Source organism: Kaistella sp. CFF1-2, assembly GCF_059509915.1.
On sequence record NZ_JCAKLF010000001.1, the window covers coordinates 645,194 to 667,948 of the forward strand.

The 22,755-nt window shown below is 36.2% G+C and carries 19 protein-coding genes and 1 tRNA gene; 5 read left to right on the forward strand and 15 right to left on the reverse strand.

Annotated features, from left to right (window positions below):
- Positions 1–129 precede the first annotated feature (129 nt).
- On the forward strand, positions 130–687 hold the full coding sequence (locus tag AC5XHR_RS02995) for a hypothetical protein (protein WP_495949293.1): 558 nt from the start codon (positions 130–132) through the stop codon (positions 685–687).
- Between the two features lie 69 nt (positions 688–756).
- Here AC5XHR_RS02995 and AC5XHR_RS03000 read toward each other — a convergent pair.
- From AC5XHR_RS03000 to AC5XHR_RS03015, 4 genes are all read right to left on the reverse strand, one after another.
- Positions 757–828: transfer RNA gene (locus AC5XHR_RS03000), tRNA-Arg, on the reverse strand.
- Positions 829–841: 13 nt separating this feature from the next.
- Positions 842–2,605, reverse strand: a complete 1,764-nt coding sequence (locus AC5XHR_RS03005; protein WP_495949294.1) for a porin family protein — start codon at positions 2,603–2,605, stop codon at positions 842–844.
- Positions 2,606–2,659: 54 nt separating this feature from the next.
- Positions 2,660–5,620 carry a tetratricopeptide repeat protein gene (locus tag AC5XHR_RS03010; RefSeq protein WP_495949295.1) on the reverse strand — a complete coding sequence of 987 codons (2,961 nt, stop codon included), beginning with the start codon at positions 5,618–5,620 and terminating at the stop codon, positions 2,660–2,662.
- Positions 5,621–5,869: 249 nt separating this feature from the next.
- Positions 5,870–9,517, reverse strand: coding sequence for a T9SS type B sorting domain-containing protein (locus tag AC5XHR_RS03015; protein ID WP_495949296.1), 3,648 nt, complete (start codon positions 9,515–9,517; stop codon positions 5,870–5,872).
- A gap of 68 nt (positions 9,518–9,585) precedes the next feature.
- Between AC5XHR_RS03015 and AC5XHR_RS03020 the strand changes: the two genes are divergently transcribed.
- Together AC5XHR_RS03020 and AC5XHR_RS03025 are read left to right on the forward strand one after the other, a co-directional pair.
- On the forward strand, positions 9,586–11,265 hold the full coding sequence (locus AC5XHR_RS03020) for an APC family permease (RefSeq protein ID WP_495949297.1): 1,680 nt from the start codon (positions 9,586–9,588) through the stop codon (positions 11,263–11,265).
- 106 nt (positions 11,266–11,371) lie between these two features.
- Complete coding sequence (locus tag AC5XHR_RS03025; RefSeq protein ID WP_495949298.1) at positions 11,372–11,719, forward strand: DUF4377 domain-containing protein; 348 nt, start codon at positions 11,372–11,374, stop codon at positions 11,717–11,719.
- Between the two features lie 74 nt (positions 11,720–11,793).
- On the opposite strand, the gene AC5XHR_RS03030 is transcribed toward AC5XHR_RS03025, so the two are convergent.
- Positions 11,794–12,699 carry an SPFH domain-containing protein gene (locus AC5XHR_RS03030; protein WP_495949299.1) on the reverse strand — a complete coding sequence of 302 codons (906 nt, stop codon included), beginning with the start codon at positions 12,697–12,699 and terminating at the stop codon, positions 11,794–11,796.
- Between the two features lie 39 nt (positions 12,700–12,738).
- Complete coding sequence (gene dgt / locus AC5XHR_RS03035) at positions 12,739–14,094, reverse strand: dGTP triphosphohydrolase (RefSeq protein ID WP_495949300.1); 1,356 nt, start codon at positions 14,092–14,094, stop codon at positions 12,739–12,741.
- A 57-nt stretch (positions 14,095–14,151) separates the two neighbouring features.
- Between dgt and AC5XHR_RS03040 the strand changes: the two genes are divergently transcribed.
- Positions 14,152–14,865 carry a DUF1003 domain-containing protein gene (locus AC5XHR_RS03040; RefSeq protein WP_495949301.1) on the forward strand — a complete coding sequence of 238 codons (714 nt, stop codon included), beginning with the start codon at positions 14,152–14,154 and terminating at the stop codon, positions 14,863–14,865.
- 43 nt (positions 14,866–14,908) lie between these two features.
- On the opposite strand, the gene gcvP is transcribed toward AC5XHR_RS03040, so the two are convergent.
- Complete coding sequence (gcvP, locus tag AC5XHR_RS03045; protein WP_495949302.1) at positions 14,909–17,767, reverse strand: aminomethyl-transferring glycine dehydrogenase; 2,859 nt, start codon at positions 17,765–17,767, stop codon at positions 14,909–14,911.
- 271 nt (positions 17,768–18,038) lie between these two features.
- Between gcvP and AC5XHR_RS03050 the strand changes: the two genes are divergently transcribed.
- Positions 18,039–18,191 (forward strand): hypothetical protein, encoded by a 153-nt coding sequence (locus AC5XHR_RS03050; protein WP_495949303.1) that lies wholly within the window; start codon positions 18,039–18,041, stop codon positions 18,189–18,191.
- Here the strand turns inward: AC5XHR_RS03050 and AC5XHR_RS03055 are convergent, their stop codons facing one another.
- The 8 genes from AC5XHR_RS03055 to AC5XHR_RS03090 form a co-directional block, all read right to left on the reverse strand.
- Positions 18,192–18,836, reverse strand: coding sequence for a J domain-containing protein (locus tag AC5XHR_RS03055; RefSeq protein WP_495949304.1), 645 nt, complete (start codon positions 18,834–18,836; stop codon positions 18,192–18,194).
- A 79-nt stretch (positions 18,837–18,915) separates the two neighbouring features.
- A complete protein-coding gene (locus AC5XHR_RS03060; RefSeq protein ID WP_495949305.1) occupies positions 18,916–19,239 on the reverse strand; it encodes a hypothetical protein in 324 nt (107 codons plus the stop codon).
- A 14-nt stretch (positions 19,240–19,253) separates the two neighbouring features.
- Positions 19,254–19,832: an RNA polymerase sigma factor gene (locus AC5XHR_RS03065; protein WP_495949306.1), complete on the reverse strand. Its 579-nt coding sequence runs from the start codon at positions 19,830–19,832 to the stop codon at positions 19,254–19,256.
- A 111-nt stretch (positions 19,833–19,943) separates the two neighbouring features.
- Positions 19,944–20,387: an SRPBCC family protein gene (locus AC5XHR_RS03070; RefSeq protein ID WP_495949307.1), complete on the reverse strand. Its 444-nt coding sequence runs from the start codon at positions 20,385–20,387 to the stop codon at positions 19,944–19,946.
- Positions 20,388–20,405: 18 nt separating this feature from the next.
- Positions 20,406–21,275: a VOC family protein gene (locus tag AC5XHR_RS03075; RefSeq protein ID WP_495949308.1), complete on the reverse strand. Its 870-nt coding sequence runs from the start codon at positions 21,273–21,275 to the stop codon at positions 20,406–20,408.
- Positions 21,276–21,344: 69 nt separating this feature from the next.
- Entirely contained in the window at positions 21,345–21,758 is a 414-nt protein-coding gene (locus AC5XHR_RS03080) for an SRPBCC domain-containing protein (protein WP_495949309.1), read from the reverse strand.
- A 116-nt stretch (positions 21,759–21,874) separates the two neighbouring features.
- The gene (locus AC5XHR_RS03085; protein WP_495949310.1) at positions 21,875–22,273 is read right to left on the reverse strand and encodes a VOC family protein; all 399 of its coding nucleotides are present in this window, start codon (positions 22,271–22,273) and stop codon (positions 21,875–21,877) included.
- Between the two features lie 13 nt (positions 22,274–22,286).
- Positions 22,287–22,718, reverse strand: a complete 432-nt coding sequence (locus AC5XHR_RS03090) for a VOC family protein (protein ID WP_495949311.1) — start codon at positions 22,716–22,718, stop codon at positions 22,287–22,289.
- Positions 22,719–22,755: the final 37 nt, after the last annotated feature.

A 22,755-nucleotide genomic window follows, 5' to 3' on the forward strand; every position in this document is an offset into this window, starting at 1 on the left:
CCTCAAAACACCGATAAATAAAGGAAAGTTTATCGATTTTTCGTTTTATTTATGTAAAATATTCAAAAGTTGTTTATTGAAAATCACTCGTTAATTCGAACAGAAAATGTATTTTTAAGAAAAAAAACAATGAATAGTACGGACAAAATGAATGATGATGATTTGATGAACAAAATATTTGATCACATTAACAACAATGAAAAATTGCAAGCTATTAAAGTTTTAGTTGATAATAAATCGATTGGTTTAAAAGAAGCTAAGGACTTTGTTGAAGCGCTTTCCATGGGAAATCATTTGGACTTTTCCGAATTGGATAGACTAACCGAAAGAAGAGAAGATTTTGAAAGTTTTACCAATAAAGAACGAGGAAGTATTATCTCGCAAGGAAACAACTATAAAGCTTTGTATACGGACAATACGGGCAAAAAGCACACGTTAACACCGGATCATGAATTATGGCCAAGATTCAAAGCGTTAATGGGTGTCAACAACCATGCAGTAAAGGAATATGAAGAGCATTACCAGTCAACTGGAGGGACTATTAATTCAAGTTCAAAAGCCAATTATTCAACACCTCAGAAAAGTAATTTATTTATTGAAGAAAATAAAAGTCAGAAGTTCATCATCATTTTATTAGTGGGAGCCGTCATCGCTTTTACGATGTGGTATTTCTTTTTAAAATCCTAATTAGTTGTCTAAATGTTGATGAACAAAAACAAAAAACCACCTAATAAAGGTGGTTTTTTAATTATATAGTGGTCGCAGAAGGATTCGAACCCTCACTGTCGGAGCCGAAATCCGAAGTTCTATCCATTAAACTATGCAACCAAAAGGAAACGTCTTAAAAAGTGATTTTCACACCTCCTAAAATCTGAGCTCCTAAAACCTTATACCCGTTGAAGGTCTGGTATTTAGAGTTCAGTAGGTTATTTCCGTTGGCAAAAATACTGAAATTTTTGTGGATTTTGTACTCTGCAGACAAATTTAAATCGGCATAACCGCCAACTTTCGTATTTGTACTTTCTTGCGTATTGAAACTAGCTGGTCCTGCAACTGCTTCATACGAGTTTGTCGTTCTATCGCTCACGAAAAAGCCTTTAAATCCTAGCAATAACTTCTTATCTAGCATCGTATATTTTGCACCAATTTGCGCACGAATCAAAGGAACATTGTAGATATCTGAAAAGTTGTCCAACTTGTATTTTTGGAACTTTATTTCACCATCCAAAGCTAAGTTTTCCAATGGAAAATACTGCAAACTTGCCTTCACTTCACTCAACGTACCGTTATCGTATGCTGTGTTAAATGTATTGGCTAAGCCATAACCATAACTGCCATCTGCTGGATGAATAATATAATCAGTTCCTCGGAAGAACATAATGTCTTCTAGTTTTCCGAAACCTGCAGAAACATCGTATTTGAAATCTTCTTCAATATCTCCTTTCATCCCGAAATACACATGGTATTTACTACGCGTAGGCTTCAAATACAAATCCGAAAGCGTGTATGGATTTTGTTGAAGTGAATTCGCGTACGAATTAAACTTCAAACCACCATCAACGCCAGCATAAAAGCTAAACTCATCCGTCGCCGCAAGCATTAACTCTGCTTTTGGAAACCAATAGGTTTTAGATAGTTTTTCTTCTTGAGCCAATTGAGCTCCTTCATTTTTCCCACTAGCTAAAGAGAAATTAGAACCCAACATTAAATACGAATTCCCTTTAAACAAAGTAATCTTCGGCGTAATTCCGAAATTAAAAAAGTTCGATTTATTTTTATTTAATAAATCAAATTCTGTTTTTTGACTTTCGATTCCTAAACCTAAATCTGCATTCAACGAAATATCCCCATTTACATCAACTCCGTGTTTAGAAAGGTTTGCAGTTATATCCGCTAGATTTTCTTTGGCCCCGTAATGATCTTTCAAAAACGTTGATTTTACTCGAACGTCATTCAAAATTTCATTCGAATAGAAATCATAATATCCATTTACATGAAACTGATTAACACTTTGCTCGATATTGATATCGCTCGTCGGTTTGAACATGTAAATTCCGTAGTAATTATAATCATCGCGATTGTAATCTACATTGATGTTGAATTTCCCTAATTCACCGTAGTTATTCAAGTATGCGCCAACATTAATCGTTCTTTGATCGGAATCCCAATCGTAAACCTTTTTCAAACCGCTTGTCGAAAGATAATGAACATCCGCTCCCAACTGCATTTTGTTTTCCAAAACCGTTGAAATATTGGCATCGGCAAGCATTTTACTGTAATTCCCGAATCCCAATTGGAAATAGTTGTCCTGATATTCTGAATTGAATTTTGGCGTAATATCTGCTCCTTGAATGGTTGAAGTTTTAAACTCAGAAACCGCAGGAACGTCCGTGATATCGTATTTCAAATTCAAAGAATCCTGAATTTTCTTTTCCTTGGGAGGATAGTTTTTCTCAGCAGGAATCGATGTTTTCTTCTTTTCAATTCTTTTTACTTCGGGTTCTCTTTTTCGATCAAGAATCAATCGCTCGTCCTTAATCTGGCCGAAAGCGAATTGAGAGACACCAAAACATACGAATGATAGTATTTTAAGATTTTTATTCATAATTCTGAAGGCTGCGCCTTTTTTCAATTTTCAATAATTTCGGAGGTTCTCCGTTTACTTGATTTGTTTTTTTATCTCTTTAGCTTCTGCAACAACATCTGGGAAATCCTGATAATTGGCAATGACTTCGTCCACCGTGTAACTTGCTTGATACTTATCTTTTAAGCCAATATAGTTGCGAGCCATCACCAAAAGGGCTTTTGCACCCCAATATTCTTCACCAGCGTAGTTATTCGCAAGTTTGAAAATAGTCTCGTTAGATGATTTGAAAGCTTTTGCTTTGTTCTGATAAAACGCTTTTGCATACAACGCTTCTGCAGCAACTTCGGTATTTCCAGACTTTTCTAAAGCCGCAAATGCCGTTTGTGCCTCTTTGTCTTTACCACTTTGCATCAAGCTTCTCGCTTTAATCACTTTTGCGCTTTCTAGAACCGCAGCCGAGTTTTTCGCGTTTGCTATAACCTGATCTGCATATTTTTCAGCTTCTTTAAAGTTCTTTTCATCCGCATAAAGCTTCATCAACTCTACATTAGCAAAGTTTTTAATTGTTGAATTTGTAGACGATGCCAATCCAGCCAAGAATGTTTTCGCTTCTTCTTTTTTGTTTTGACTCAAATAAATCTGAGCAACACGAGTTTGCGCATCTTCTTGATAGTCGTTTTGCACTTTTGCAACTTCCAATAAAACAACCAACGCTTTATTTGTACTTGCCGTTTGGTAATAACTTTCACCTAATTCGTATTGCGCTTGATACAAACCTTCCCCCGTTGGATTTTGAGCTAAATATTTTTCGTAATACGAAATCGCATTCTTATAATCCTTTTTCGCATACAGATTTCGAGCATTGGTCAAGTTGATTTCATCAATATCCGACGCATCAACCTTAACTCCTAATGATTTTGCAAACGCTTCATAACCGGCAACATCTCCTTTCTTTACATAAATTGGTTTCGAAGCCTGAACGATTTTAGAAGCAAAAGCCGAGTTTCTGTAGGTATTTCCTAAAGCTTTCAATTCAGATAGCGCTTTGTCATCTTGGTTCATCCCAACGTAATTCTGCGCTCTATAAATCTGTGCATTCGCAATCAAATCTTTATCGCTACTTTCTTTGATTACTCGAGAAAGGAAATCGTTCGAATTTTTGAAATCGTCTTGAGCAGCGTATGCAGAACCAATTTCATACAAAGAATCATCAGCATACTCACTTTGCGGATACTTCGAAAGTAGATTTTTCAAATTCGTAATCTTCGCTTCGGTATCGCCTTTAAATCCTAAAGCCATCGCTTTTTGGAACAATGTATAATCATCACCTGATTCCGCTTTATCGTAAATCGCAATCGCTTCATTCAACTGATTATCCGCATAATAGGTATCTGCTAAACGCAATTCGGCATCTGTTTTAAATTCCGATTTTGGATTTTTCAGATAGTCTTTGAAATACGCTTGCGCTTTATCAAACTTCTTCGATTTGAAATACGCATATCCCAAATCATATGAAAGCTGTTGCTTTTCTGGGAAAGTTTGATTCAGCAAACGTTCGTAACGTGTAATTGCCGATGGATAATTCCCTTTTTGGAAATACGTTTGTGCTAACCAATATGTTGCACGAGGCGTAATTTCTTTATTTTGATTAATCTCTAAACTTCGTGTAAAATACGTTTCCGCAGCATCATAATTTCCTTTGTTGAATTCTTCCGTACCCAACAAAAACGAAACCTCCTGATCTACTTTGTCCGTTTCCGGATCCGAATTTGGAAGTTTATCAATCGCTTCCAATGTTTCTTTATAATTCCCAGAATACAAATACGATTTCACCAAAAGACCTTTCAATTCAGCTGTTTTTGGACTTGAAGGATATTTTTTGGTGTAATTTTGAATCACCGTAGGTGCTGCCTCAAATGGATTTCCGATATCGTAACTCAATTTCGCATACTGTTCATGTGCTAATTGTTGAACTTTAGGATCGTAATTCATTTGATACGCTGAACGGAACGCTGAAAGCGCTTCTTGTTTTTTCCCTGTCAACAAATACGCGTTTCCTAACTGATAATACGCATTCTGCGACATCGCCGAATTGGAATTAGTCAACTGACTGTAATAAAAAACCGCTTCATCGTATTTTTTTGCTTGAGAAGCTACGTAACCAATCTCGTACAAATCACTTTCAGAAGGCTGTTTTTGCGTTTCTAAATAGGTTTTCAAGTGCGGATATGCTGCTTGATACTCCTTTTTCATAAAATAACTTTCGCCAATTATTTTATGAACTTCTGCTTTGTATTCGTTGGAAATATCATAGTTCAGCAACTGTTCACCTTCCTTAATAGCTTGATCGTATTCTTTATTATTGAAATACAATTGAACGTAATATGGACGAACGATTTGGGCGTATTTTTCATCATCTTTTATCGAATCAAAATATTCAAACGCTTTTGCATTATTTCCTTCCGCATAATTTAAGTGCCCTAACATGTAAGCCACCTCACTTTTCTGAGAATCATCCATGTTTTGATACGCTTCATCCAAGGCTTCAATTGCACCTTTGGAATCTCCCGTCATGAACTTCGCATAACCCAATTTCATAATGTATTGGGTGTTTTCTTCTCTGGAAAGTTGATATTGATTCACTTTTTGTAAAGTCTCTAACGCTTTTTCAAAATCTTTTTGCGCTAAATAATAATCCGCCAAAGGCATATTCGCTTGTGCAAAATAAGCTGAATGCGGATATTCTTTCATAAACGCTTCCAATCCTTTTTCAGCATGATTTTTCTGCAAAATCCCCCCAATCACGTTATCAAAAAACTGAGCTGCCTCTTTTTTCGATCGAGATAGGTGTTGATTATAGAAATACTGCTGCGCATACTCGTATTGAGACGCATTATAAACCTTGGTTTGATACAGGTTTTCAGCTAGGTTGAATTTATAGTGTTCTCTATCGCTATAATACTGCGATTGCTGCGCTTCGGCAAGGCCAAAATAAAGAACAGCAGCGGAAAGTAAGATTTTTCTCGTATTCATTAAATCTAGATTTCATTCGGTGAAAAAAGCATCACCTTGTTGAATTGATATAGAGTTTTCGTTTGGGATAATTTTATCCACAAATTAGCAACGAAAATATAGAAAACTTATTGTATAAACAAGTAATTTATGATAATGTTAATTTGTGGATAACTTTGAAAATTAAATGGAGAACCGTTGAAAATCAAGCAAAAATAAAACTTCAACCCAAAGATATGGATTGAAGTTTTGATTTAAATTTTAACAATTTTAATTTCTATTTTTAAGAAGAATCCAACCTTGTCGGACTTCGTTTTTCTTGGTTGAAGGATCAAACCATTTCACCACGTACCAATACGTGCCCGTGACTAAAGGCTTTCCGTTATGTTTTCCGTCCCAAATCAACTGATTTTTATCCGACGTTTTGAAAACATTTTTCCCGAAACGATCTGTAATCACGATTTCCACTTGATCCATTTTATCCAAATTCGGAATCGTCCATGTATCGTTGATTCCGTCACCGTTAGGTGTAATGGCATTAGGAATTACTATCGAATAAATGTAAAGTAATTCACTATTGCAATACAATCCATTAGCAGCATCCAACGTCGATTGAACTTGAATTACATATTCCTTTTCGGTTGGATTTAGTAAAATATTGGAATTTTGGAAAGTCAATCCACCGTCAAAAGAATAGCGGTATGGAGGAACACCACCCGAAGCAATCACCTCAATCTTCGTATTATCTTGAATAATTTGAACTTTAGGTTGTTGCTCATCCGAAATAATAAACGAATGCGAATATGAACACCCGTCAGCATTCTCTAAAACCACAGAATACGTCCCCGCTTTGTCAAAAACACGAATATTCGGTGTAAAACCCGCTACTCCACCACTCCAATTAAATTTTACATTTTCTGTTCCTGCATCAACAGAAACTTGTGAACCAAAACAAATCGGATATTTTTCTTTCAGCGTCGTTGATTTTGTTGGAGAATTTACTTTCAAAGCAAGTTCACCCAACGAAGGACAAGCACCAACCGCCGTCACTTTCACATAAATGGTTTGATTAAATGCCGTTGTGTTTGTAAAACTTGTTTGAATTTCATTTTGTCGAGCCGCATCGGAGTAAAACTGAACTTTAGCAGTTGTATCGTTGGTAAAACTTGATTTTTTCGAATTCAAATCGAAAGAAGTAAATCCATCATACGTATCACCAACCGAATCACAAAGCGGATATTGTACTGGCGAAGTTGTCAAAATCGGTGTTGCCGAACCTTGTGAATATGTAATATCAGTGGGATCCGAAATACAACCAGAAGTATTGTCTTTGATAAGAATCGTGATCGTTTTCGGAAGCGAACTCACATCAAAATTCATCGGTAAAGGAGAACCATCACTCATCGTAAATGTATAATTCGCAGGATTCGCAATTACTTCTGCAATGAGTCTAGACGAAGCGTAGGTTGTTTCTCCGCAAATTGGGAAAGTGGTTTTTAAAGGAACTGGTTTTGAAGACGTTTGTAACGTAAAATTAATACGATCACTACATTGTCCATTGTTTGTCGAATTGTAATAAAACTCCATATACGGCGTTCCTCGTACGTCTGCATTGTAATTTTCCCATTCGGTTTGATTCAACATTCGGGTGCCACTTCCATCGAAATATCGAATTTCTGAATATCGATTCCAAACACCAATATAATCTTGAATATTGGTCGTTAAATTATACGTATTTGTACCGCAAGTTGATTTCTTTAATTCTGGTGTCGTTTTAATTAAAGAAGGTTTACTATAAATCTCCAAATTAAGTTCAGGCGGAACTCCATTATAAACACAACCACCCTCACCAATAAGCTCTACGTAAATCTTTCCGCTACCACGAAAATGCAAATTGGTTACTTCATTTGAAAAAACACCAGCTACATAACTTGCATAAAACCTGGCTTTAACATTCCCATATTCTAATTGATTTTTCGTCACGTTAAGATCAAAATATTCTGTTGAACTAAAGCAATGTGCCGGAAACTGAGTATATGGTTTAACAACAATTTCTTCGTTGAAATTAACCTTCAATTCTAAAGCAGATGAACATGTAAAACCAGATTTCTTTAACTCAACATAAATTGGATTGTGTGGGTTTTTATCATTTGAATCAAAGTTGACATTGTCAGACGAAAATTTCGCATCAAAACTAGCATACTGGGGAAAATCAACTTTAAACTGATTTATTGAATATGAATTCGCATCAAAACATAATTTATTCGTTGGAGAAACTACAGTTCCATTAATAGGAAACGATTGATAATTGACCTTAAAATTTGCGACAAAAGTACACGAAGGCGTTACCGAAGCAAGAGTTTCAACTTTGATTGTAAAATTCCTTGAAGTACCCGAATTCATAGTTACAGAAGGTGAAATAGGCGTCCCATTTTCAAGAAAAGTAATGGTATACTTTGTCACATCTGCTGGATAACTAGTTAATGTATTTAAATCAATAATTTTAGAGCTCGAACCTAAATTTTCACAAAACGTGTAGCCTCCAACTGGCGGTGCAAAAACAGGTAAAATAGATGCAACATTTACCACTTTCGGTAAAGACTCACCACAAAACCCGCCGCTAGAACTCTTTGCTTTTGCAATATAACTTCCCGTTCCCACATTGATCGAAGTTCCCGATCCAATTTCAGTTGCTGGATTCAAAACATTAAACCAATGATAGGTTAAACCCGCGATTGGTGAATCGATTTCTAATTTTGCTGGATTTCCGCAGCCCGAAGTATAAACAGGATCTTTAACAACAACAGGTTGAATTTTATTTAGAATTACGTAACTCGATTCCGATGTACCATCTACATATAGAATTTTTACTTCTAGATTTTCATTTGGATCACTCGATGGCGTATAGTTAGGATAAGAATCTCCATGATGAACATCAACACCATTCACATACCAAATAACATCCGACTTTACTTTCAAATTAGGCTTCCATTCGAATGTAACACCTTCACTTCTCCATTTACCATTATTATAATTAGAACCAGAAATTGAATGTTCTGGAACGGAGAACTTTGTACCATCTTCGCTCTGAATTCCCATTATGGCATTGTATGAGGCATCAGTCTTATTTTGAACTCTTGTTAGTATTCTTCCATCTTTTAGAATTAAAATATAAGAATCAAATTGCGAAGCGGATAAATTTCCTGTCCCATCAGTTCTAACTAACCCTTGCATGTAGATGAGCAATCCACTAGAACCATCAAAAGTAAAATTTGGATCGTAATAATAAAAAGTCTTAGTCAAATAACTTGCACTAAAATAAATATCTGTATAACCCGCAAAAATTTGAGCCAATGGAAATTCCTGTGAAGGATTATTTTTATAAATTTTATTGTAATTTGTTGAAGGTAAAACAGAATAATTTAAAGGGTTCACACCACTAAACACTCTATCAGTATACTTTGTATTATCTTTCAAATTATCAATTTCGGAATCTTGCGACAATACGACGCGACCATTACGCCCTACAACAATTTTATCATATTTCTTTCCGTAAAAATTAAAATTAAATCCAAGCGGAATACTTTTACTAAAAACATTTGCATCATTTGATCCAAAATCAACAGTATTTTTACTTTTGATTTCAAGTTGACTTGTTAATTTGTTCAAAGTATAAGAGTCAGACGAAACAGCTGATGAATTAACACTTAGATTAAAGTTTTCACCTTGACAATAATACAGAACATCTGGAACTTTAACTCCGGAATTATCTAAAATATGGGTATTGGATGGAGTTTGAGCAAACCCTAAAAAGGTGATTAGAAGAAAGAAGGAAAAAAGGTATTTTTTCAGCATTTGAATTTCGTATTCCGATGGTTTTGCAAAGATAAAAATTAAGTTTTTAACGCTAAATTTCATTTTAAATTATGAATACTTGAGTCAAATATTTACATTTGTTAAAATTAACCCAAAATACCGCCTAAAAAATGAATCAGTTATTCAGAAGAAAAAATTACGAAAACGCAGGTCAATCTTCTGGTTTACTGAGGGTTTTAGGAACTTGGGATATTGTATTTTTTGGAATTGCTGCCATTATCGGAGCGGGAAGTTTTAGCTCATTAGGTGAGGCTATTTACAAAGGAGGACCAGGCGTTACGCTTTTGTATATTATTTGCGGGGTCGCTTGCGCTTTTACGGCGATGTGTTATGCAGAATTCGCAAGTAGAATTCCTGTCGCAGGATCGGCGTATACCTATGCTTACGCTAGTTTTGGGGAATTAATTGCGTGGATCATCGGTTGGGCGCTGATCATGGAATATTCTTTCGGAAATATTTACGTTGCCTTTTCATGGTCTGATTACTTTACAAGCTTCGTAGAACGGCTTGGAATGCATATTCCGGATTATTTAACATGCAGTTATTCGGAAGCTAAAAAAGCATTCGAAGGCGGTTCAACCAATTCTGAATTGCTGAATGCTTGGAAAACAGCCCCATTTCTAGGTAGTCAAAAAATCATTTTCGATTTACCCGCATTATGCATTAATGGCTTGATTACGTGGCTTTGCTACGTTGGAGTTCGCGAAAGTAAGAATTTCAATAACGCATTGGTTTTATTAAAATTAGCTGTTATTATTTTGGTGATTCTTGTTGGCGTAGCCTACGTTAATGCAGATAATTGGATGCCCGTAAGTCAAGTGACAAACGAACCTTCGTTTATGCCGAATGGTTTTTCGGGTGTGATGAGCGCCGTTTCGGGAGTTTTCTTTGCCTATATTGGTTTTGACGCCCTAAGTGTTCTTTCTGAAGAGACTAAAAATCCGCAAAAAACACTTCCCAAAGGAATGATTATTTCTTTGGTTTTGTGTACAGTTATTTACATTGCTTTAACTTTAGTTCTTACTGGAATGGTGGATTACAGACGTTTTGATGGCGTTGGAGATCCTTTAGCATTCATCTTTGATAAAACCAATGCTAATGTCGCTTGGATGGAATTAACGGTTTCTTTTGTGGCAATTGTAGCGATTACGACCGTACTTCTAGTTTTCCAAATGGGACAACCAAGAATTTGGTACGCCATGAGTAGAGATGGGTTGATGCCGAAAAAATTCTTAACCATTCATCCAAAATACAAAACACCTTCTTTTGCAACGATTATCACAGGGGTTGTCGTTGGAATTCCGATTCTGTTTACGGATAAAGTTTTTATTCTAGACTTCACAAGTATCGGGACTATATTTGCGTTTGTTTTGGTTTGTGCTGGTGTTCTGATGTTGCCTCCAAAACCAAAAGAAAAAGGGCGTTTTCAAATGCCTTATGTGAATGCGAAATACATTTTCCCATTACTTTTCGTGGGCGCTGTTTCGGCGTTTGCAATTTGGCAACCGAGTTTTTTCACCGATTTGCTAGATTGGTCAGTTGAAAATGAAAGAGAGTTCCGTATGTCCATGTGTGTTTATCTTGTAATAAACGTTGTACTATGTATCATTGCTTTCACCAAAAATCTTTCCTTGATTCCATTAATGGGACTTACTTCATGTTTGTATCTTTTAACGGGAATGAGCCATGAAAACTGGTTTTGGTTCGGATTGTGGTTTGCTATTGGTTTAATTATTTATTTCACCTACGGTATGAAACATAGCAAATTGAGAAAAGAGAATCAGGAATAAGTTATTTCTGAAAGGAAGTATGCTTCATATTAGTTGATTTCAAATTGAAAGCGTTCTTGAAAATCGGCACGGTTATTGACTTTTCAAAATTTTAAATATACCTATCATGAAAATTAAACTTCCCTTACTCCTACTTGGATTTATCAGTTTAGTATTTATCCAATGTACGGTACAAACTTCCGATTCGAGTAGTATTAAAACAATTATTGTTGGGCCAGAAACCAAAGAATGTGTTGCTGGAGTTATGAAAAAACAATGTCTGATGGTGAAAGAAAAAGCAGGCGATAACTGGACGATGTTTTATGACACGATTAGTGGCTTCAATTATGAGCCGGGATACGAATACGTTTTAACGGTGAATGTTCAAAAAATTGAAAACCCACCTGCAGATGCTTCTTCTAACCAATACACTTTGATTAAGCAGATTTCAAAAGTAAAACGAACCATGTATTAATTTTGAATCGATTTTAAATAGAGTTCGGGCGGCCCTTTGGGCCGCCCGAAATTTATTCCAACAAAGAAATCAATCTATTTTTGATTTCTCAATGTTTCTTCCATTTTCTGAGTTGCCGACATAGAAACCACTAAGTCATTCAACATAGAACTTGCTGCTGTTGGTGAATTCGGTAATAATACCAAATTACTTCTGTTGTTTGCTCCAATTGAATTTAAGGTGTCGTAATGCTGAGTAACAACGATTAATGCTGAAGCTTCTTGCGCATTGATATTGGCCGCGTTTAGCATTTTCACAGATTCTTCCAAACCACGCGCAATCTCACGTCTTTGATCTGCGATACCTTGTCCTTGAAGTTTTTTAGATTCCGCTTCTGCTTTTGCAACCGCAACGATACGGATTCTCTGTGCTTCAGATTCGTATTCAGCTGCTGTTTTTTCACGTTCAGCTGCGTTAATTCTGTTCATCGCATGCTTTACTTGCTCATCTGGATCAATATCCGTTACCAACGCCTTTACAATATCATAACCATACGAGTTCATCGCTTCTTGAAGTTCTCCTTTTACCGCTACTGCAATATCATCTTTACGTACGAAAACGTCATCCAATTTCAATTTTGGAACCTCCGCTCTAACCACGTCAAAAACGAATGATGTAATCTGATTTTCTGGATTTTCCAAACGATAATAAGCATCACCAACTTGCGTACGAATTACTTGATACTGAACCGAAACTTTCATTTTGATGAATACGTTATCCAAGGTTTTGGTATCAATCATTACATCCAATTGTTGAATTCTCAAATTCAATCTTTTCGAAATTTGATCGATGATCGGAATTTTAAGATGCAATCCCGAATGACGAACGGAATGGAACTTTCCAAAACGCTCAACAATAGCTGCCGTCTCTTGTTTTACAACGAAAAACGAAGCAAAAAGTAAAATAAGGCCGAAAAAAATAATAGGTCCTAAAAAAATCATAATTTATATTTTAACATTTTCAATGGGTAAGATACGATTTTACATGGTCATTCCAATATCAATTCCCTTGATTTTTCGATAAATATCGGTTGCGTAATTATCCGTCATCCCTGAAACAAAATCTAGAACACCTAAAACCTTTTGATACGAACTTCCTTCAGCGTATACGAACTGTTCTGGAAGTAGTTTCAATGCCATTTTATCATACGATTTAATTTCATTTGATTCTTTTAAAACAGGGAATACAAAATGGTTTAAAAGTTCATACATGACATTGTATCCTGCATTTTCAATCTCAACAACCACTTTATGATTGTAAATCTTTGCAATAGAAAAACTTTCAATTTCTTGAAGCGATGGATTATCTTTCTGATACATCGAAAGTAACGCTTGATCCAATTCACCATGTAAAATTGCTTCAAAATTGGTTTGATACAACTCGATAGCTTTTACAATTAAAGAATTAATCACTTTTGCTCTCAAATACGAAATACGCTCGTTTTTATTCGTTAAACTCGGCAATTTTCGCTCTACCCTTTCGGTTGAAGAATCCACAGATCGAATTAAATCAAAAAACAAATTCTCGCAATCAGAAGTCGAAACAATTCCCAAACGATGAGCATCTTCCATGTCGATAATATTGTAGCAAATATCGTCTGCAGCTTCTACCAACCAAACAAACGGATTTCGTTTAAAAATCATCGGCTCTTCACTTTCTTGAATCATTCCCGTTTCTTTCGCGATGTCCAAAAACGTTTCTTTTTCATTTTGGAAAAACCCAAATTTCTTACGATGCAAAACACCTTTTTTCTTTGCTATGGCTTCACACGGATATTTTGCAATACTCGCCAAAGTAGAATACGTTAATTGCGCACCACCTTGATCTTTTCCTTTTTGCTGATGCGTTAAAACTCGAATTGCATTGGCATTTCCTTCAAAATTGAGCAAATCCGCCCATTCTTTTTCGTTGAATTTGGACTTCAAATCGGATTCATTTCTTTCGAAAAAAGACGCAATTGCATCTTCTCCGGAATGCCCAAAAGCGGGATTTCCAATATCATGACACAAACAAGCAGCCGCAACCACTTCTTTTAGATGATGCAAATAAAATTCTTGCGCGGCTGGGGCTAAATTAGGTTTTTGAGAATCCACAATAAACTCACCGATAGCACTTCCCAAACTACGACCAACAGAAGAAACTTCCAAAGAATGCGTCAACCGATTGTGAACAAAAACACTTCCTGGCAAAGGAAAAACTTGTGTTTTGTTCTGTAGTCGTCTAAAAGCCGATGAAAAGATAATTCTGTCGTAATCGCGTTGAAAATCAGTTCTCGAAGCTGCCGTTGCAGAATGATTTCCAGATCTTTTATTAGTAAAAAGTGTATTTAAATCCATAGATTTTCAAAATTACGCTATTTTTATATTTATAAAAGAATTTCTAGCCACTTCATTATGGATACTATAAAAACCAATCAGGATACAAACAATCGTAGTGATGAACCTAAAGTAAATCTTGCTAATTTGAGTCGGCATTTTTTTGATTTTATCAAACAAAATCACCCTGAATACACCGTTGAATCTCAACTTCCGGTTTCCGAGATTAACATTCTTAGAAACGAATATCTTTCCTCAATTCTTACCGAAGAATTGGGCGAACTTTCGGAAGATGAAAAAGAAGTCATTCAATCGATTTCTCAAAAAACGATCTTGAGCGGAAAATTGGATGACGAAACAGATGATGTTTTGAAAAAGGAAGGTTTTGGCGCTCGTTTAGCGGATAAAGTTGCCAGTTTCGGGGGAAGCTGGAAGTTTATAATCATTTTTTCAACGTTGCTTGCTGGCTGGATTATTCTCAATGTTTACGTTTTCAAAGATAAAGGTTTTGATCCCTATCCCTTTATTTTATTAAATCTTTTCCTTTCGTGTATTGCAGCAATTCAAGCTCCAATTATTATGATGAGCCAAAATCGTCAAGAGGAAAAAGACCGTCAAAGAGCCAAAAAAGATTACATGATTAATCTGAAAAGTGAATTTGAAATACGGTCTTTACATGAAAAGCTCGATCACTTGATTATACTACAACAGCAAAAAATGATTGAAATTGAGCAAAATCAAATTAAAAGAATCGAGCAGATTTTAAGTGAAATTCAAAATAAAAAATCCTGAATTAAAATTCAGGATTTTTTTATTTTATTTATTGAAAAATGAATTACATATAACTTTCAATTGGTGCACATGTACAAACTAAGTTTCTGTCTCCATAGGCTTCGTCTACACGAGAAACCGAAGCGAAGAACTTGTTGTGACGCACCCAATCCAATGGATATGCCGCTTTTTCTCTGCTGTACGGCTTGTCCCAAGAATCCGAAATCACCACTTGTTCTGTGTGAGGTGCATTTTTCAATAAGTTGTTTTCAGCATCCGCTTCACCGTTTGCAATCTCATCAATTTCATGTTTGATACTGATTAATGCCGAAGCAAAACGATCGATTTCAGCTTTACTTTCAGATTCAGTTGGCTCAATCATCAATGTTCCTGCCACTGGGAAAGAAACCGTTGGTGCGTGGAAACCGTAATCCATTAAACGCTTCGCAACATCAGCCACTTCAATTCCTAAAGATTTGAACTGACGGAAATCGACGATACATTCGTGAGCCACTCTTCCGCTTTCGTTTGCGTATAAAATTGGGAAATGCTCTGCCAATACTTCTTTCAAGTAATTCGCATTCAAAATTGCATGTTCAGTAGCTTTTTTCAAACCTGGAGTTCCCAACATTTTGATGTACGCGTATGAAATATTCAATACCAATCCAGAACCGTAAGGCGCTGAAGAAATAGCATCAATAGAATCTTTACCTCCAATTTTAATATTCGGATTGCTAGGCAAGAAAGGTGCTAAATGCGCCGCAACACAAATAGGACCAACACCAGGACCTCCACCTCCGTGAGGAATTGCAAATGTTTTATGTAAGTTTAGGTGACAAACGTCGGCACCGATATTTCCTGGACTTGTAAATCCTACCTGCGCATTCATGTTTGCTCCATCCATATACACTTGACCACCATGGTCGTGAATCAACTTCGTAATTTCTTTAATATTAGCATCAAAGAATCCGTATGTTGATGGATACGTAATCATTACCGCTGCAAGATTTTCTGAATATTGTTCTGCTTTCACTTTCAAATCGTCGAAATCAATTTCTCCATTTTCAAGATTCTTCACAACAACGACTTTCATCCCAGCCATAACTGCTGACGCTGGATTTGTTCCGTGCGCAGATTGTGGAATTAAAGCGATATTTCTATGATGATCTCCTCTTGATTTGTGGTACTCACGAATCACCATTAAACCAGCGTATTCTCCTTGAGCACCTGAATTTGGTTGAAGTGATGTTTTTGCAAAACCTGTAATTTCTGCTAAATCTTCTTCCAAACTTTGAATCATGGTTTGATATCCTTTTGCTTGTGCTAAAGGAACAAACGGGTGTAAACCTCCCCATTCTGCCCAAGAAAGTGGTAACATTTCTGCTGCTGCGTTCAATTTCATCGTACAAGAACCTAACGAAATCATGGAGTGAACTAAAGAAAGATCTTTTCGTTCCAATCCTTTGATATAACGCATCAATTCTGTTTCCGTGTGGTATTTGTTGAACACCTCATCAGACAAAATATCATCTGTTCTTAATAACGAAGCTGGAATAGAATATTCTTCTTTCAACTCAATTTTGAATGCTTGTTTCTGCAAGTTACTTGCTAAAGCATCTACTAATTTTTGAATTTTCTCTAACGTAGAAGTTTCATCAATTGAAATCGAAACAATACCTTCTGAGAAATAGTTCAAGTTGATTTTCTGATCTTGAAGAATTCGTTGCAAATTCGCTTTATCGCTCTCGTGAATTCTAATTTTTACGGTATCAAAAACCGGCTCATCAACAACATCATATCCAAATACTTTCAACGCTTGTCTTAATGCATTTGCTTTGTAGTGAATTTGATCTGCAATAAATCTTAATCCATCCGGACCGTGATAAACAGCGTACATTCCAGCCATTACCGATAATAAAACCTGTGCTGTACAAATGTTCGATGTAGCTTTTTCACGCTTAATGTGCTGCTCACGTGTTTGAAGCGCCATACGTAACGCTCTCTTTCCGTACGCATCTTGAGAAACTCCAATAATTCTTCCTGGAATATCTCTCTTATATTCGTCTTTACAAGCAAAATATGCTGCGTGAGGACCACCGTAACCCATCGGAATACCGAAACGTTGCGTAGTTCCTACCGCACAATCAGCACCCATAGAAGCTGGAGATTTTAGACGCACTAATGATAAAATATCACAAGCCATCGCTACTTGCATATTCACCCCTTTCATAGTCTGAATAAGCTCCGTATAATCGATTACGATTCCGTTTTTCCCTGGATATTGCAATAATGCCCCGAAATACGAATCGTTGAACTGATGTTCTTGGTGATTTCCAACAATAACGTCAATTCCTAAACCGTCAGCTTTCGTTTTAAGAACCGCAATTGTTTGAGGATATACTAAATCTGAAATGAAGAATTTCGTTGCTTCACCTTTCTTTTGCTCTTTTGTTCTACTTTCGAAGAACATGTGCATGGCTTCTGCAGCCGCTGTTCCTTCATCCAACAAAGATGCGTTTGCTAAAGGGAATCCTGATAAGTTGGTTACCACTGTTTGGTAGTTCAACAAAGCTTCTAATCTTCCTTGAGCGATTTCCGCTTGGTATGGTGTGTACGCCGTGTACCATCCTGGATTTTCGAAAATATTTCTTTGAATTGGCGATGGAAGTACCGTTCCGTAATATCCAAAACCAATATAGTTATCAAATAATTTGTTTTGAGAAGCTAGGTCTTTTGAATGTTGAAGCAATTCAAACTCAGATAAAGCTTCCGAAATGTCCAAATCCTTTTCCAAACGAATGCTTGAGGGAATAGTTTGATTGATCAACTCTTCGATGGTAGACACCCCAATTTTGGCCAACATTTCTTGCTTATCCTTTTCATTAAGCGAAATGTGACGATTCACAAACTGCGTTGTATTCATATATTTTACTAGATTTATTTGTCGAAAAATAGAATGGTAAATTTAGTGATTATTACGCGAATCACAAAACGTGACAAATGTCAGTATTTTCCAAAGCAAAAATTCAAAAAACCTCTATTTCAAGCCTAATACCAATGAAAAAAACTTCAAATATTCGTATTCAAATCAAGTAATTAAGAATTTAACCTATTAAAAATCAATCAATTGATGATTCGATTCTAAATAAGATTATTATTTAAATTTATTCTAAATTAATTTATATATTTGCGACATGAATGCGAACATCATCCCATTTAAAGTGGCTCCTTTAATGCCCGCAAGTAGCATCCAAGAAGAAATGTATTGTGGTAAGAAAAACTGCTGCAAGAAATTCAAAAAAGGAAAGCGTTGCAAAAAGTGTCCAGGACGCTTGAAGATGGCGTAATTAGCTTGTAAAAAAGTAAATAGCCAACGCCACCAAAATGGCGATAACCAAAAACGGAACAAGTTTTTTGGTGAAACCTAAATCTTCTTTTTCAGAAATCGACTGTTTCGGTTTCAAGATTTCTTCAATATTATTCGGATTTTGAGCTTTCTCGCTCTCCGAAATCTCCGTCAATGAAATTCCTTTTACTATTGTCTTATTCAGAAACGAATTATTCGCCTGCAAAAGCAGTTGAAATTTACCGTCTATAAATTCTGTTATTTTAATTCGTTTTTCACCGAAAGGTTTCATCAAGCCAAAAGGCATAATTTTCACCACATCCGCATTCAACGTGTTCCACGTAATAATAATTTCTTCGCCTTTTACGACCCGAACTTTATTCACATGAAACGATTTGATAACGGGCGGTAGCGCCGAACGCATATTGGATAGTTGCGAATTGAAAATAAGATCGTACGCCTTTTTCTTCACCGAATCGCCCAACGTATCGTAGGCTTCTTGAACTTCTCGAAAACGATTTTCAAAAAAAGCATCGTCATCGTTTTTATCGGGATGATATTTTACGCTCAATTTTCTATACGCCTTACGAATGTCCTCCTCAGAAGCATCCGACGCTACGCCTAGAAAATAATAGTAATCTTTCAAGAATTTGATTTTGACTAATGAATTGCAAAAATACTTAAAATAAAAAAAGCAGTGCTTAATTGCAACTGCTTTTATCGTATTAGTCTTGATTTTTTTTACACATTGAAGCGTATTTCGATTTGAACATTTCCTTGAACTTTTCATGGGAAGTACAGTCTTGACCAGGATTTGGTCCGCAAGATTCATTGGCTTGTTTCCATTTATGAAATCCACCTCGAAAACCTCCGAAAAGAATTTTGCATAACAACATCAGGCCCATCGCTTGCCAATAGGAAATACTTTTGAATCCCGTTACATCGGGCACAACGGCGTTCCACAAAAGCATTACAATTGCCGACAACCCAAACACGATGAGTGGGATGATAAATAGTAAACAAAAAACTTTATTACAACGCTTTTTCATGATTTTATGCTCCATTAATAGGCCAATTCTTGATACAATCGGCTTAATTTTTTTCTTAAATATTTTACTGCGTATTGCTTTCTACTGATGATGGTTTTTAGGTTTTCTCCTTGCTCATCGGCAATATCTTGCAAAGTACGGTCATTAATTTCGTTTTCCACAAAAACATAACTTTGTTTTTCTGGCAACTCTTCTAAAGCTGCAAATAAAGTACGCCAGAATTCGTCTTGAAACAACTTCAGTTCAGGACTATTTGCTGTATCCATCAACAAAATTTCCTTTATTGAAAAGCTTCCATCTTCATCTTCATACATAAAATCCTCCAGCGATTCCGACTTTTTCTTACGATACGAATCGGTGATTTTATTTGCAGAAACCCGATACAGCCAGCTTCCGACATTCACAATTTCTGAAATATTCGAGAGATTACTGAATTGATACCAAACTTCCTGCATAATATCTTCGGCATCCTGAGCAGACTTCACCTTCGGACGAATATACGACATTAAACGGCTTCCGTATTGGGAAACCGCGCTAGAAATCAGGTTTTCTTTCTCTACATCTGACATGTGAATTGGTACAATCGCATCCATATACATCCTAAGACGATTGGAATTTTGATTTACTTTAAACTTTTTTTAAAAAATTTTGAATGCCCTTTTAGGAAGCAAAAAAAATACCGAACTCAAAGCTCGGCATTTCATTTATTGTTCGGCTAAACGTTTGACTTCTTTTATTGCAAAATCAAATCCTTTATCCATCATTTCTTCGTATTCTGGGAAGGTTTGCACTTCCATTTGTAATTTCACTAAACCTCCATCCAAAGGCGTAATAAAATACTTTTCTTGTAGCCCAATCCAATCCACAACTGCTTTTGAATTTCGATCAGCAACTCCATTTTCGAGCATACCCAAATGCTTAAAAACAACTTCAAACGGTTTGTTCAAACTAGAAATTGTAGCGATCATTCCGTTTTTCCCGGTTTTATCGAGGAAATAGGTTTCGCCATCGATTTTCCAATCGGATTTCATCACGCAATCTGGTTGAAAAGCATGCGTCCATTTCGAATACGTTTCTGGATTCCACAAAATATCCCAAATTTTTTCGGGCGTAGCCTTAATATCGGTTACATAAGACAATGTTCTCATAGATTTAAAATTTTAAGATTACCCTTCTTGATGTGCCGCTTCAATCTTTGCAATATCAATTTTCTGCATGCCCATCATGGCTTGAATTACTTTATTAACTTTTTCAGGATGATCAACATCGTTCATCAACTCAATGAGTTTTTTCGGAACAATCTGCCAACTCACCCCGTATTTATCCTTCAACCAACCGCACATACTTTCTCGTCCACCATCAGCGGTAAGCGCATTCCATAAATAATCGGTTTCGGTTTGGTTATCCGTCATTTTCACAATGGAAATTGCTTCGTTGAAATCAAATGGATGATCTATCGACGAATCCATGCAGAAAAACGTGTACGAACTCAAATTGAAATCAGCATGCTGAACATGGTCTCCCGGTTCACCGTTGTTTTCACCTCCATTTTTATATTCTAAAACACCGCCAATTTCTGAATTTGGAAAAACCTTCGTGTAAAACTCCATCGCTGATTTCGCTTTGCCGTTGTTTTCATGCATAAACATCAAATTCGGGACTAAGCGCTGTGCATCTTCGGGCGTTTCACCAAAGTAAAACTGCCACGTAACGCCGTATTTATCACGAATCCAGCCGTACAACTCGCTCCAAGGGTACGAATCTAAAGGCATTAACGCGATCCCACCATCCAACATCGCGTCCCAATACTTGTGAATTTCTTCTTTCGAATGGCAAATCACCATAAACGAAATCGACGCATTTTTTACAAATTGAGGTCCCGCATTAAGGATCATGACCCGTTGACCAAAAAGGTCTAAATTAAGAACCATTGGTGTATCAACATCGATTTTACCACCAAAAAGTGTGGTATAAAAATCGGCTGCTTCTTTTCCATCACCATCAAACCAAAGGCATGGAAAGATATCATTATTCATAAAAATCAATTTATGGTTACAAAAAAAGCTTGGACAATCCATCCAAGCTTGGTATTATTCTACGAATGGTTAGTGATTTTCAACGTATTTATGAAAATTATTCAAAATACTATACCAACCTTCGCGTTGCATTTCTAACGTATTTTCGGTTTCTGGCTCGAAAATTTGAATAACCTTCGTGGTATTTTCATCTATTTTTTCAAATAAAACATCCACTTTACGGTTGTCGTCTAATCGATACTGAATCTTATCAAAAGGCGTAATTTCTTCGAATTTCCCTGAAAAATCAAAACCAAAAGATTTGTCTTTAGCTTCCATACGATAGCTAAATTTTCCACCTTCTTTAAAATCACTTTCGGCTTTCGGGCATTGCCAACTTTCGTGTGCAAAGTTCCATTTGGTGATATGTTTCGGATCAATAAAATAATCCCACACTTTCTTCACTGGTTCTAAAATGGTAATGTCTATTTTGATCGGATTCATAACTAAAATTTTACTAAAGATACTAAATTTTTCTTTTAATCACGTGATGATTCTCATCAAAATGGCGTGATATAGGATAAGTCCGTGTCTTAAAAAATTCTATTTCAACTAGCGTTTTACTTCAAAGAATGAAGTCCAATCATATTTCCTTCAGTATCGGTAACCAACGACATAAAACCGAATTCGCCAATACCCATTTTAGGTTTAAAAACCTTACCTCCGGCCGCTTCTACTCTACTTTCTTCCACCGAACAATCATCACAAGCGAAATAAACAATCGTGCTATTTCCACCACTTGGAACACCTTGCATCTGAACCAACGACCCAGAAGCTCCAGGAAGAAATTCGTCGCCACCTTCCATTGGAAAGCCAACCATTTTCATACTTTCGTCTGTAGGATCAGTCATTTGAATCATTTTAACTTGTAAAACGTCTTCATAAAACTTTTGAGCTTTGTTCATGTCTTGAACATAAATCTCAAACCAGCATACTGGATTTATTTTCGTATTTTCCATCGTATTTAATTTTTTATTTTAGATTTTCTTCATTATAATTAATCATCCATCCGATGCCGAATTTATCTTGGAAACATCCAAAATAATCACCCCAGAACTGATCTTCCAAAGGCATTTCGATAACACCGCCTTCCGAAAGCCCTTTGAATAGTGTATTTGCTTCTTCACGCGAATCAGGAAAAACGGAAATATAATTGTGATTGCCTTTCACCAAAGTTTGTCCAAATTCTGGGATAATGTCCGACGCCATCAAAAGATCGCCACCAATCGGAAGTGCGATGTGCATTACCCTGTTTTTCGAATCATCGGAAATATTTTCCGTTCCTGGAGCATTCCCCATTCTGTGGATTTCGCCAACGAAATCACCACCAAAAATGGATTTATAAAAAGTGAATGCTTCTTCTGCTTGACCATCATAATTGAGGTACGAATTTAATTTTGCCATAATCTTTTGGTTTTAAATGTTTTACTTTTTGCTTAAA